Source organism: Streptomyces sp. DvalAA-14 (assembly GCF_900091855.1).
In the GTDB taxonomy this organism is placed as follows: Bacteria; Actinomycetota; Actinomycetes; order Streptomycetales; family Streptomycetaceae; genus Actinacidiphila.
Window position 1 is genome coordinate 1 of the sequence record NZ_FMCH01000342.1, and the last position, 12659, is coordinate 12659.

The 12659-nt window shown below is 71.5% G+C and carries 8 protein-coding genes and 1 pseudogene; 1 reads left to right on the top strand and 8 read right to left on the bottom strand.

From position 1 onward, the window contains the following. The 7 genes and pseudogenes from pntB to GA0115240_RS17420 all read right to left on the bottom strand — a co-directional run. The coding region (gene pntB, locus GA0115240_RS17390; protein WP_093737584.1) for a Re/Si-specific NAD(P)(+) transhydrogenase subunit beta at positions 1-1366 on the bottom strand (1366 nt) is incomplete at its 3' end. 9 nt (positions 1367-1375) lie between these two features. Beyond that, positions 1376-2916 (bottom strand): annotated as a pseudogene (locus GA0115240_RS17395) (Re/Si-specific NAD(P)(+) transhydrogenase subunit alpha). A gap of 176 nt (positions 2917-3092) precedes the next feature. Continuing rightward, positions 3093-5471 carry a phosphoketolase family protein gene (locus GA0115240_RS17400; RefSeq protein ID WP_093737585.1) on the bottom strand — a complete coding sequence of 793 codons (2379 nt, stop codon included), beginning with the start codon at positions 5469-5471 and terminating at the stop codon, positions 3093-3095. A 126-nt stretch (positions 5472-5597) separates the two neighbouring features. Then, the gene (locus GA0115240_RS17405) at positions 5598-6398 is read right to left on the bottom strand and encodes a DeoR/GlpR family DNA-binding transcription regulator (RefSeq protein WP_093737586.1); all 801 of its coding nucleotides are present in this window, start codon (positions 6396-6398) and stop codon (positions 5598-5600) included. 341 nt (positions 6399-6739) lie between these two features. Then, positions 6740-7090 (bottom strand): UBP-type zinc finger domain-containing protein, encoded by a 351-nt coding sequence (locus tag GA0115240_RS17410; protein ID WP_093737587.1) that lies wholly within the window; start codon positions 7088-7090, stop codon positions 6740-6742. Next, the gene (locus GA0115240_RS17415) at positions 7087-8562 is read right to left on the bottom strand and encodes an ATP-binding protein (RefSeq protein WP_093737588.1); all 1476 of its coding nucleotides are present in this window, start codon (positions 8560-8562) and stop codon (positions 7087-7089) included. The genes GA0115240_RS17410 and GA0115240_RS17415 overlap by 4 nt, the downstream gene beginning before the upstream one ends. After that, positions 8559-10241, bottom strand: coding sequence for an FAD-dependent oxidoreductase (locus GA0115240_RS17420; protein ID WP_093737589.1), 1683 nt, complete (start codon positions 10239-10241; stop codon positions 8559-8561). Before GA0115240_RS17420 ends, GA0115240_RS17415 begins: the two co-directional genes overlap by 4 nt. A 338-nt stretch (positions 10242-10579) precedes the next feature. On the opposite strand from GA0115240_RS17420, the gene GA0115240_RS17425 reads away from it, so the two are divergent. After that, positions 10580-11635, top strand: coding sequence for a chitinase (locus tag GA0115240_RS17425; protein WP_093737590.1), 1056 nt, complete (start codon positions 10580-10582; stop codon positions 11633-11635). Between the two features lie 45 nt (positions 11636-11680). Here GA0115240_RS17425 and GA0115240_RS17430 read toward each other — a convergent pair whose 3' ends face one another. Then, positions 11681-12535: an oxidoreductase gene (locus tag GA0115240_RS17430; protein ID WP_093737591.1), complete on the bottom strand. Its 855-nt coding sequence runs from the start codon at positions 12533-12535 to the stop codon at positions 11681-11683. Positions 12536-12659: the final 124 nt, after the last annotated feature.

The window sequence follows — 12659 nt, forward strand, 5'->3', positions numbered from 1 at the left end:
CGCCGAAGAGCATCCGGCTGTTCTCCCGGAAGAACAGCGGATTCTGCACCCCGGCGTATCCGGAGGCCATCGAGCGCTTGAAGACGATCACCTGCCCGGCTTCCCACACCCGCAGCACCGGCATCCCGGCGATCGGGCTGCCCGGGTCCTCCATCGCCGCCGGGTTGACGGTGTCGTTGGCGCCGATGACCAGTACGACGTCGGTGCGGGCGAAGTCCTCGTTGATCTCGTCCATTTCGAGCACCACGTCGTAGGGCACCTTGGCCTCGGCGAGCAGCACGTTCATATGGCCGGGGAGCCGGCCGGCCACCGGGTGCACCCCGAAGCGGACCTCGACTCCCCGCTCGCGCAGGGCGCGGGTCAGCTCGGCCACCGGGTGCTGGGCCTGTGCGACCGCCATGCCGTAGCCGGGGGTGATGATCACCGAACCGGCGGTCTCCAGCAGCGCCGCGGTCTCGGCGGCACCGGTCTCGCGGTGCTCGCCCTGCTCGGTTTCGCCGCCGGCCGGGGCCTCGATGCCGAAACCGCCGGCGATGACGGAGATGAAGGACCGGTTCATCGCCTTGCACATGATGTAGGACAGGTAGGCGCCGGAGGAGCCGACCAGCGCGCCGGTGACGATCAGCAGGTTGTTGTTCAGCAGGAAGCCCGCGGCCGCGGCGGCCCAGCCGGAGTAGCTGTTCAGCATGGAGACCACCACCGGCATGTCACCGCCGCCGATCGAGGCGACCAGGTGCAGGCCCAGCAGCAGCGCCAGGGCGGTGATCGCGATCATCAGCCCCAGGCTCGGGGCGGCCGCGAACCAGATCGTCAGCGCCACGAACGCGGCCAGGGCGCCGATGTTGAGCAGGTTCTTGCCCGGCAGCATCAGCGGCCGGGACTTGATCCGCGCCGACAGCTTGAGGAAGGCGATCAGGGAGCCGGTGAAGGTGACCGCGCCGATGAAGATGCCGATGAACACCTCGGCGTGGTGGATCCGCAGCAGGTCGGCGGCCACCGCGGTCTGCGCCGAGCCCCGCGCCTCGACCTCGTAGTAGCTGTTCCAGCCGACGAGTACCGCCGCCAGGCCGACGAAGCTGTGCAGGACCGCGATGAGTTCCGGCATGCCGGTCATCGCCACCACCCGGGCCCGCCACAGGCCGAGCGCCGCGCCGATCGCCATGGCGATCAGGATCAGGCCCACCGCCGCGCCGGAGATGTCGCGGGAGGCGAAGACGACGGTGGCCACCAGCGCGAGCGCCATGCCGCAGATCCCGAACACCACGCCGTTGCGCGAGGTGCGGTGCTGGGACAGCCCGGCCAGGCTCAAGATGAACAGCAGCGCGGCGACGACGTCCGCGGACTGGGTTGCTGTACTGGCATTCATGAGTCGGCCTCAGTCCTTCGAGAACATGCTGAGCATGCGGCGGGTGACGGCGAAGCCTCCGAAGATGTTGATGCTGGTCAGCAGGATCGCCACGAACGACAGAACGGTCACGGCCACCGGGTCGTGGCCGATCTGCAGCAGGGCGCCGATGACCACGATCCCGGAGATCGCGTTGGTGACCGACATCAGCGGGGTGTGCAGCGCGTGGTGCACCTTGCCGATGACGTAGTAGCCGATCACCACGGCCAGTGTGAACACCGTGAAATTCTCCGCCAGTTGAGCGGGGGAGTAGGCGATGACCAGGAACAGCGCGATCATGCCGAGGCCGATCAGGCCGAAGCGGCCCGCCGCGGTGAGCCGCGGCTCCGCGCCGGGGGAGCGGCCGCGGCGGGAGCCGCCGTCTGCGGGCCGGCCGCCGAGACCTGCACGGGCGGCGGCGGCCAGGTCTTCGTCCCGTCGCGTACCACCGTGACCGAGCGCTGCACCACATCGTCGAAGTCCAGCCGGACCCGCCCGTCCCGCTCCGGGGTGAGCAGCTTCAGCAGATTGACCAGATTGGTGCCGTAGAGCTGGGACGCCTGCGCGGGCAGCCGCCCGGCGAGATCGGTGTAGCCGATGATCGTCACCCCGTTGTCGGTGACGACGGCCTTCCCGGCGACCGTGCCCGCCACATTGCCGCCCTGCGCCGCGGCCATGTCCACGATGACGCTGCCCGGGCGCATGCTCGCCACATCCTGCTCCGTCAGCAGCCGCGGAGCCGGACGGCCCGGGATCAGCGCCGTGGTGATCACGACGTCCACGTCGGCCGCCTGCTCGCGGTAGATCTCCGCGGCGCGGCGGTCGTACGCCTCCGAGGTCGCCCGGGCGTAACCGTCGCCGGCCGACTCCTGCGCCACCTCCACGGCCAGGAACTCGCCGCCCAGCGAACGCACCTGGTCGGCGACCTCCGGCCGCGGATCGGTGGCCCGTACCACCGCCCCCAGGCTACTGGCCGCCCCGATCGCCGCCAGGCCGGCCACCCCGGCCCCGGCCACCAGCACCTTGGCCGGCGGCACCTTGCCCGCCGCGGTGACCTGCCCGGTGAAGAACCGCCCGAAGACATGCGCGGCCTCGATCACCGCCCGGTACCCGGCGATATTGGCCATCGAACTGAGCACGTCCAGCGACTGGGCCCGCGAGATCCGCGGCACCGCGTCCATCGCCAGCACGGTGATCGGATGCCCGGCCAGATCGTCGAGGAGATCGGGGGACAGCCCGGGGCTGATCAGGCCGACCAGCGTCGCCCCCCGGCGCAGCCGCCCGATCTCCTCGTGCGAGGGAGCGTTCACTTTCAGCACGACATCGGCCTGCCAGGCCTCGCCGATCCGCGCGCCGGCCTCGGTGTAGGCGTCGTCGGCGAAACCGGAAGCCGTACCGGCCCCCGATTCCACCACCACGTCGTAGCCCAGGGCCTGGATCTGTCGGACGGTCGCCGGAGTCGCCGAAACGCGGGTCTCTCCGGTGGCCGATTCGGCGACAACACCGATCTGCTGTGGAGCTGAATCTGACATCGATATCCCTCTCACCTGATAATGGGCAGACGGAACGGGGATGGCGAACAGCGTGCAGGTAACACCCAGACGACAGTGAAGGACCCCGACCCGCCGCACAAGCCCGCGATGCGGCCGACCAGGGACCCAACGGCCGCCAGGACCGGTTGGCAGACTACCGACGCCGCCGCGCCCGTTCAGCTCTCCCAGCTCCAGTCGGTCACCTCCGGCAGATCCGTTCCGTGCTCGCGGACCCAGGCGTGGTGCCGCAGCCGGACGTCCTCCATCAACTGCCGCACCGGAGCCGCGCGCACCGCCAGCCCCGGGACGCGGTCGATCACGTCCATCACCAGCCGGTACCGGTCCAGATCGTTGCGCAGCACCATGTCGAACGGCGTGGTCGTGGTGCCGATCTCCTTGTAGCCCCGCACATGCAGGTTGTTGTGGCTGTCGTGCCGGTAGGCCAGCCGGTGGATCAGCCACGGATAGCCGTGGTAGGCGAAGATCACCGGCTTGTCGGGGGTGAACAGCGCGTCGTAGTCGGCGGCGGACATGCCGTGCGGGTGCTCCGCCTGGGGCAGCAGCCGGGCCAGGTCCACCACGTTGACCACCCGCACCCCCAGCTCCGGCAGATGCCTGCGGAGCAACTGGGCCGCCGCCAGCACTTCCTGGGTGGGTACGTCCCCGGCGCAGGCCAGGACGACATCGGGTTCGCGGGTGCCGTGCTCGGTGCCCGCCCAGTCCCAGATGCCGGCGCCGCGCGCGCAGTGCGACCTGGCCGCGTCCATGCTCAGCCAGTCGAAGCAGGGCTGTTTGCCGGCCACCACGACGTTCACGTAGTCCTTGGACAGCAGGACGTGCTCGGCCACCGACAGCAGCGTGTTGGCGTCCGGCGGCAGGTAGACCCGCACCGCCTCCGGCGACTTGCTGAGCACGTGGTCGATGAAGCCGGGATCCTGGTGGGAGAAGCCGTTGTGGTCCTGCCGCCAGACATGCGAGCTCAGCAGGTAGTTGAGGGACGCGATCGGGCGGCGCCAGACCAGGGCCCGGGTGGTGCGCAGCCACTTGATGTGCTGGTTCACCATCGAGTCCACGATGTGCACGAACGCCTCGTAGCAGGAGAACAGCCCGTGCCGGCCGGTGAGCAGGTAACCCTCCAGCCAGCCCTGGCAGGTGTGCTCCGACAAGATCTCCATGACCCGGCCGTGCGGGTCGAGGTCCTCGTCCACCTCCAGGGTGCGGGCCTGCCAGGCCTTGCCGCTGGCGGTGTAGACCTCCTCCAGCCGGTTGGAGGCCGTCTCGTCCGGTCCGACCAGCCGGAAGTCCCGCCGCTGCGCGGTGTCCGCCATCAGCTGGGCGAGCAGGGCGCCCAGCACCCGCGTCGGTTCGTGCTGGGAGGCGCCGGGGGCCTCGACGGGCACCGCGAAGCGGTCCAGGTCCGGCACCGGGAGATCGCGCAGCAGCAGCCCGCCGTTGGCGTGCGGATTGGCGCCGAGCCTGCGGTCCCCGGCCGGCAGGTACTCCAGCACCCGCGCCACCGGCCGTCCGTCCGCGTCGAAGAGCTCCGCCGGGCGGTACGAGCGCAGCCACTCCTCCAGCTGCCGCAGGTGCTCCGGATTGCTGCGTACCGCGGCCAGCGGCACCTGGTGGGCACGCCAGGTGCCCTCCACCGGCAGCCCGTCCACCGTGGCCGGGCCCGTCCAGCCCTTCGGCGTCCGCAGCACGATCACCGGCCAGCGCGGACGCTCCTTGGCGCCCTTGCCGCGGGCGGCCCGCTGCAGGGCGGCGATCCGGTTCAGCGCGGTGTCCATCGCGACCGCCATCGCCCGGTGCACCGACATCGGGTCGTCGCCGCCGACGTGGATCGGGTCGTGGCCGTAGCCGCGCAGCAGCTCGTCCAGTTCGTCCTTGGCGAGCCGGGCCAGCACGGCCGGGTTGGCGATCTTGTAGCCGTTCAGGTGCAGGATCGGCAGCACCGCGCCGTCGTGCACCGGGTCGAGGAACTTGTTGCCGTGCCAGGAGGCGGCCAGCGGCCCGGTCTCGGCCTCGCCGTCGCCGATCACGCACGCCACGATCAGGCCCGGGTTGTCGAACGCGGCGCCGTACGCGTGCGACAGGGAGTAGCCCAGCTCGCCGCCCTCGTGGATGGAGCCGGGCGTCTCGGGGGCGACGTGGCTGGGGATTCCGCCGGGGAAGGAGAACTGCTTGAACAGCCGGCCCATCCCGTCGGCGTCCCGGGTGATGTCCGGATAGGTCTGGGTGTAGCTGCCGTCCAGCCAGGAGTTGGCGACCACCGCCGGGCCGCCGTGGCCCGGGCCCCAGATGCAGATCGCGTCCAGCTCCCGGGCCTTGATCACCCGGTTGAGATGGGTGTGGACGAGATTGAGGCCGGGGGAGGTGCCCCAGTGGCCGAGCAGCCGCGGCTTGATGTGCTCGGGGCGCAGCGGCTCGGTCAGCAGCGGATTGCCCATCAGGTAGATCTGGCCCACCGCGAGATAGTTCGCGGCCCGCCAGTGCGCGTCCAGGCTCCGCAGTTCTTCCTTGCCGGGAGCGGCCGGCCCGCGTGCGTCGGACATATGATCCTCCGTCGGGTTCGGGGTGGTGTACACACCTTCCGTTCCCCCGGATCGGATCCGGCGGCCCACCGGGCGGGCCATTCGGGTGGTGCACCCGCCGGCGGACGCTCGGCGGGGCCCCGGACGTCAGACCGCGGTGACGGTGACGCCCTCCTCCTCGAAACGCGCGCGCGCCTCGGCGGAGATCTCCTGGTCGGTGACGAGCGTGTCCACCGCGCCGATCGCGCAGACCTTGGCGAAGGCCCGGCGGCCGATCTTGGACGAGTCGGCGGCGACCACCACCCGGGTCGCCCGCTCGGCCAGCAGCCGGTTGATGCTCGCCTCGTCCTCGTCGTGCGCGAAGGCGCCCTGCGCGGGGTCGATGGCCCCCACACCGAGCACGGCGATGTCCAAGGTGACCTCCTGGAGCACGTTGCGCGCCAGCGGACCGGTCAGCTCGTACGACTGGGGCCGGGCGACACCGCCGGTCACCACGATCTTGATCTGCGGTCTGATCACCAGCTCGTTGGCGATGTTCAGCGCGTTGGTCACCACGGTCAGCGCCGGCTGCCGGTCCGTGCCGCCGGCCCCGTCGGCGGCGATGTCGGCGCGCAGCGCCAGCGCCCTGGCCACCTCGGTGGTGGTGGTGCCGCCGGTCAGCCCCACCACGTCGCCCACCGCCACCAGCGCGGCCACCGCCTGCCCGATGCGCTGCTTCTGCGAGGCGTGCCGGGCCGTCTTGTAGCGCAGCGGCAGCTCGTACGACACCCCGTTCGCCACCGCCCCGCCCCGGGTCCTGGTGAGCATCCGCTGCTCGGCGAGCTGGTCCAGGTCGCGGCGGATGGTGGCGGCGGACACGCCGAGCGCGCCAGCCGCGTCGTCCACGTCCAGTCGGCCGTGCTCGGCCAGCAGATCGAGCAGCGCGGACCACCGGGCATCGCGGGACACCAGCGCCGCCTCCTCGTCGTCGGACCGTAACAGGAACGTCCGGACGCTACCCCAGTGCCCGCGGGCGGACCGAACGCTGCTCGATCCTAAGGGCTGTCCCGTCATCCCCGGCGGGGCGCACGACGACAGCCGCCGCGCCTGGCCGCAATGCGCCCGGCGCGCATCGGCCGCCGGGCCGGCCACGTGCCGCCGGCCCGCGCCCGCGTGCACCACGGAAACCGGCACTTCGCGACTTCGCCGGTTTTCCTCCGCCTTCGCGGGTCACGCGACGTGCCGGGGCCCGGGGTGACCGAGCCGACTCGGTCACCCCGGGCCCCGTTTCGCCGCGCGGCCGGGACGGCTCAGTGCAGCATTGCCTGCCAGTTGGGCGGCACGCGGTCCGCCGGTCCCGGCACCGTCTGGTCCACCGGGTGGCTGACCGGCGGCGCCAGCGTCGGCCCGTGGTCCAGATAGCTCTCCACCGGATAGTTCCAGAACCAGTCCTCGCCCGGCTCGTAGCTCTGGACGATCGGGTGACCGGCACTCGCGGCGTGCGCGCTGGCGTGCTGCGCCGGCGAGCTGTCGCAACAGCCGACGTGGCCGCACTGCGCACAGCGGCGCAGATGCAGCCACCACCCCCCGGCAGCGTCGCAGTCGGCGCAGCCGGCTCCGCTCGGCGGGACGGACGGGTCGATTCCTGGGATCGTGCTCATGCTGAGTCCTCCTCTGTCGCTGATTCCGGCTCCTCGTCACGGGACGGTGCGGTGAGCGGAAGACGCACCCGGAAGCGGGTGTCGCCGGGCTCCGACTCCAACTGGATGTCGCCGTGGTGCTTGTTGACGACGATCCGCCAGGAGATGTCCAGTCCGAGACCGGTGCCCTCGCCCACCGGCTTGGTGGTGAAGAACGGCTCGAAGACCCGCTCCCGCAGCTCCGCGGGCACCCCGGGGCCGGTGTCGCGGAACTCGACCAGCAGATGCTCGCGGTCCACCGCGGTGCGCACGGTGAGCGTGCCCTCCTTGTTCATCGCCGAGACCGCGTTGTCGATGAGGTTCGTCCAGACCTGGTTCAACTCGCCCGGAAAACCCGGGATCCGGGGCAGCGAACGGTCGAACTCCTTGACGACGCGCACGCCGGGGCCCATCTTCCCGGCCAGCATCTGCAGCGTGCTGTCGAGGAGTTCGTGCACGTCCACCACCTGGTACGGTGCCCGGTCCAGTTGCGAGTACTGCCGGGCGGCGCCCACCAGCGACGAGATCCGGGCGGTGGAGTCCTGGATCTCGTTCATCAACAGCTCGGTCTCCACGGTGTAGTTGAGCCACCGCAGCGCGCCGTCCAAGGTTGCCTCGTCGGTCGCCTCCGCCACCTGCTCGAGCCAGTCGGCGTCCAGGCCCGCCTGGACGAAGGTCGCCGCCAGGTCCCAACCGCCCTGCACACCGCGGTCGTCCAGCCAGTCGGCGATGGTGTCCTCGCGGTCGGAGGTCTCCACCGGGCTGAGCGGCGGCGCGTTGATGGCCTTGATGGCCTGCTCGACGGCGCGCTCCTGCAGTTCGACCAGCGAGGCCATGGCCGCCCGCCGGTGCGGGTCGGCCGCGATGGCCCCCAGCTTGTGCCGCATGCCGGCCACCCGCTCGCGCAGCGTGGAGGTCGCCCGCAGCGCCGCCGCGGCCGGATTGTTCAGCTCGTGCGTCAGGCCCGCCGACAGCGAGCCCAGGGCCAGCAGCCGCTCGCGCCGGTCGACGGCCTGCCGGGTGCTCCGGTCGCCGAGGAACAGGCCCTCCAGCATGTGCACGGCCATCGGGAACCAGTCCTGCATCATCCCCGCGAACAGCTCCGCCGACAGCACGAAGAAGCGCGAGGGGACCGTGGTGCGCAGCGACTGGCTGTACACCTGCGGCACCCGCTCGCCCAGGTACGCCTGGAAAGCCCCCGCGTACACCCCTTTCTGGGACGTCCGGGTCACCTCCACGTCGTCCGCGCCGACCCGGCGCGACATCACCACGGTGCCTTCCAGCAGGACGTAGAAGCAGGTCGCCGGGTCGCCCTCGGAGTACACCGGGCCGGCCTCGACCTCCTCGACGCCGCCTTCGCGGCACAGCCAGTCCAGCTGCTCGTCGGTCAGCTTCTCGAAGAGGAAGAGCGACCGCAGCTCGGCCGCACTGCATGAACCCTTGTGCACGCTCACAGCCGCTCCAGGTATCGGTGGACGAGCATGACCGCCATCGCGCCCTCACCGACCGCCGACGCGACCCGCTTGGCGGACTCCGACCGGGCGTCACCGGCCACGAACACGCCGGGCACGCTCGTCTCCAGGTGGTACGGCGCCCGGTCCAGCGGCCAGTCCGCCGGACGCTGCCCGTCCAGCGCCAGATCGGGTCCGGTGAGCACGAATCCGTGCGCGTCGCGCTGCACCACCCCGTCCAGCCAGTCGGTACGCGGGGAGGCGCCGATGAAGACGAACAGGTACTGGGCGTCGACCAGTTCGGTCTTCCCGGTCGAGGTGTCGCGCAGCGTGATCTGCTCCAGGTGGTCGGTGCCGTGGGCGGCGACCACCTCGGTGTCGGTGCGGACCGACACCCCGTCGGTCGCCGAGATCTGCTGGATCAGGTAGTGCGACATGGACGCGGTCAGCGAGGAGCCGCGCACCAGCAGGGTCACCGACTTCGCGCCCCTGGCCAGGTAGACCGCCGCCTGGCCGGCGGAGTTGGCGCCGCCGACGATGTACACGTCCTGCCCCTGGCAGCCGGCCGCCTCGGTCAGCGCGGAGCCGTAGTACACCCCGCGCCCGGTCAGCTCCGCCACGCCCGGCGCGCCGAGCTGCCGGTAGGCGACCCCGGTGGCCAGGATCACCGTGTGCGCCGAGACCTCCGAGCCGTCGGAGAAGCGCACGGTGCGCGACGAGCCGCTGATCTCCAGCGCGGTGACCTCGCAGGCGGTGAGTATCTCGGCGCCGAACTTGTTGGCCTGCCGGTGCGCCCGGTCGGTGAGCTGCACCCCCGACACGCCGTCGGGGAAGCCGAGGTAGTTCTCGATCCGCGAACTCTGCCCGGCCTGGCCGCCGGTGGCCATCTGCTCCGTCAGCACCGTGCGCAGCCCCTCGGAGGCGCCGTAGACCGCGGCGCCCAGTCCGGCCGGGCCGCCGCCGATCACCACCAGGTCGTAGAAGCGCTCCGACGGGGTGGTGGCCAGCCCGGCGCCGGTGGCCAGATCCTGGTCGGACGGCTCCACCAGCACCGTGCCGTCGGTGGTGATCACCAGCGGCAGCCGCAACCCGTCCTGCTCGGCCGCGGCCAGCAGGCCCTGGCCCTCCGGCTGGTCGCTCTCGTACCAGTGGTAGGGCACCTGGTTGCGGGCCAGGAACTCCCGCACCTCCGAGGAGCGGGCCGACCAGCGGTGGCCGACGACCTTGGTCTCCGACACCGGCCGGTGGTCGGTGGCCAGCCACGCGTCCAGCAGGTCGTCCACCACCGGGTAGAGCTTCTCCTCCGGCGGGTCCCACGGCTTGAGCAGGTAGTGGTCCAGATCGACGACATTGATCGCGTCGATGGCGGCGGTGGTGTCGGCGTAGGCGGTCAGCAGCACCCGGCGGGCCGCCGGGTACACGTCCATGGCCTGCTCCAGGAACTCGATGCCGTTCATGGCGGGCATCCGGAAGTCGGCCATGATCACGGCGACGCGGTCACCGCGCAGCCGCATCTCCCGGAGCGCGCCGAGTGCCGACTCGCCGGACTCGGCCCGGACGATCCGGTGCCGCTCGCCATACCTGCGCCGCAGGTCACGGGCCACTGCCCGCGAAACGGCAGGGTCGTCGTCAACGGTCACGATCACGGTCCGTGTCGCGCCGCCGGGTTCTTTCCCCGGCATGCGTACCCCCATTCGCGCGCTGTGTCGGTGCCGGCCCGAGGCACGGCATTCCCCATCGTAGGCACGGGCGGGCCCGCCCCGCAGTCCCGGGGGCGGCCGGCCGGCCGGTCCGCAGTCCCGGCCGCGGGGCCGCCGCCTGCCGCCGCCCGCCTGCTCAGGCAGGGTATCGGGCCGGGAACGCGGTAGCGGAGGCCGCCTTCCGGACGGCGTCCCGCGCCGACTGTGGTCCGCGCCTTGGTCCAGACCTATTGACGAGTGGTCGAGACCACTTCTACGCTCCGGTCCGGCGGCTTCTACCACCTCGTGGCTCCGGGTTCACGACCGGAAGGGAGCACAGCATGATCGGTCGGAGGTTACGACTGCTGGGCGTCGGCCTGGCCATGGCCTTCCTCGCACAGATTCCGGTCGCCGCGGCGGCCCACACGGCGGCCGGCGCCGACACCTGCGCCACCAAACCGAGGCCCGCGGGCAAGGTCCTGCAGGGCTACTGGGAGAACTGGGACGGCGCCGCCAACGGCGTCCACCCCGGACTGGGCTGGATCCCCATCACCGACAGCCGGATCGCCGCACACGGCTACAACGTGATCAACGCGGCGTTCCCGGTCATCTTGTCCGACGGCACCGTCGAATGGCAGGACGGCATGGACACCGGCGTGAAGGTCGCGACCCCCGCCGAGATGTGCCAGGCCAAAGCGGCCGGATCGACGATCCTGATGTCCATCGGCGGCGCCGCCGCCGGAATCGACCTCAGCTCCAGCGCCGTGGCCGACCGCTTCGTGGCCACCGTGGTGCCGATCTTGAAGAAGTACAACTTCGACGGCATCGACATCGACATCGAGACCGGCCTCGTCGGCAGCGGCAGCATCAACACCCTGTCCACCTCGCAGGCCAACCTCATCCGGATCATCGACGGCGTACTCGCCCAGATGCCGGCCGGCTTCGGCCTGACCATGGCGCCCGAGACGGCCTATGTCACCGGCGGCAGCATCGTCTACGGCTCCATCTGGGGCGCCTACCTGCCGATCGTGAAGAAGTACGCGGACAACGGCCGGCTGTGGTGGCTCAACATGCAGTACTACAACGGGAGCATGTACGGCTGCTCCGGCGACTCCTACCAGGCCGGCACGGTGGCCGGCTTCACCGCCCAGACCACCTGCCTCAACAACGGCCTGGTCGTGCAGGGCACCACGGTCAAGGTGCCCTACGACAAGCAGGTCCCGGGTCTGCCGGCCCAACCGGGCGCGGGCGGCGGCTACATGTCGACCGGCCTGGTCTCCCAGGCGTGGCGGACGTACGGCACGGCGCTCAAGGGCCTGATGACCTGGTCGCTCAACTGGGACGGGTCGAAGAACTGGACCTTCGGCGACAACGTCAAGGCGCTCCAGGGCCGCTGACCCGCCGCGGCGCCCCGCCGGACCCCGCCGGCGGGCACCGCGGCCTCAGCCCGCCCGGACGTCGTCGTGGTCGGTGGACAGCGACAGCTCGCGGAACCGGTCGATGTCGCCGAGCAGCCGCTCGACCTTCGCCTCGACGCGGTCGACGCTGTCCGTTCCCAGCAGCAGCCGCAGCGGGGGCGGGTCCGCCTCGGTGATCTCCACGATCGCGGCGGCGGCCTTGACCGGGTCGCCGGGCTGGCCGTGGTTGACCTCCGCCGAGTACCGGCGGGTGGCGCCGGCCGTCGCGTCGTAGTCGTCGATCACCTCCGCGGTGGCCAGGCTCTGCGTGTCCAGGAAGTCGGTGCGGAAGTAGCCGGGTTCGATCAGCGTGACGCGGATCCCCAGCGGTGCCAGTTCGGTGACCAGCGACTCGCTCAGCCCCTCGACGGCGAACTTGGTCGCGTTGTAGAGCCCCCATCCGGGCGTGGCCGCCAGGCCGCCGACGGAGCTCATGTTGATCACATGGCCCGAGCGCTGGGCGCGCAGCACCGGCAGCACCGCCCGCAGGACGTTCAGAGTGCCGAAGACGTTGACGGCGAACAGCGACCGCACGGCCTCGTCGGGGACCTCCTCGACGGCGCCGAGCGTGCCGCGGCCCGCGTTGTTGACCACGACGTCGATCCGGCCGAAGGCGTCCACCGCCTCGCGCACCGCCCGCCGGGTCCCTTCCTCGTCCGTCACATCCAGGTCCAGCGCCAGTAGCCGGCCGCCGGCCCCGGGCAGCTGCTCCGCGATCTGCGCCGCATGCCGCGCGGTGGCCACGACACGGTGGCCGCGGTCCAGCGCGGCGCGGGCGATCTCCAGGCCGAAGCCGCGGGCGGCCCCGGTGATGAACCAGGTCTTGGGCTGCTCGGCCATGGCGGCGTCCCCTCTCGGTCCGTTCCGTCCACGCTAAGCGACCGGTCCGCGCGAGTCGCGGCGGACGCGGCCGGACGGGGGCGGGGCGGAGGCCGGGCGGGGCCCGGGCCGCGGCCGGCCCGGT

Excerpts from the sequence above, each read along its gene's own strand:
- GA0115240_RS17400 (WP_093737585.1), bottom strand. The coding sequence starts at position 5,471 with ATGTCCGACGCACGCGGGCCGGCCGCTCCCGGCAAGGAAGAACTGCGG.
- GA0115240_RS17410 (WP_093737587.1), bottom strand. The coding sequence starts at position 7,090 with ATGAGCACGATCCCAGGAATCGACCCGTCCGTCCCGCCGAGCGGAGCC.
- GA0115240_RS17420 (WP_093737589.1), bottom strand. The coding sequence starts at position 10,241 with ATGCCGGGGAAAGAACCCGGCGGCGCGACACGGACCGTGATCGTGACC.
- GA0115240_RS17425 (WP_093737590.1), top strand. The coding sequence starts at position 10,580 with ATGATCGGTCGGAGGTTACGACTGCTGGGCGTCGGCCTGGCCATGGCC.
- GA0115240_RS17430 (WP_093737591.1), bottom strand. The coding sequence starts at position 12,535 with ATGGCCGAGCAGCCCAAGACCTGGTTCATCACCGGGGCCGCCCGCGGC.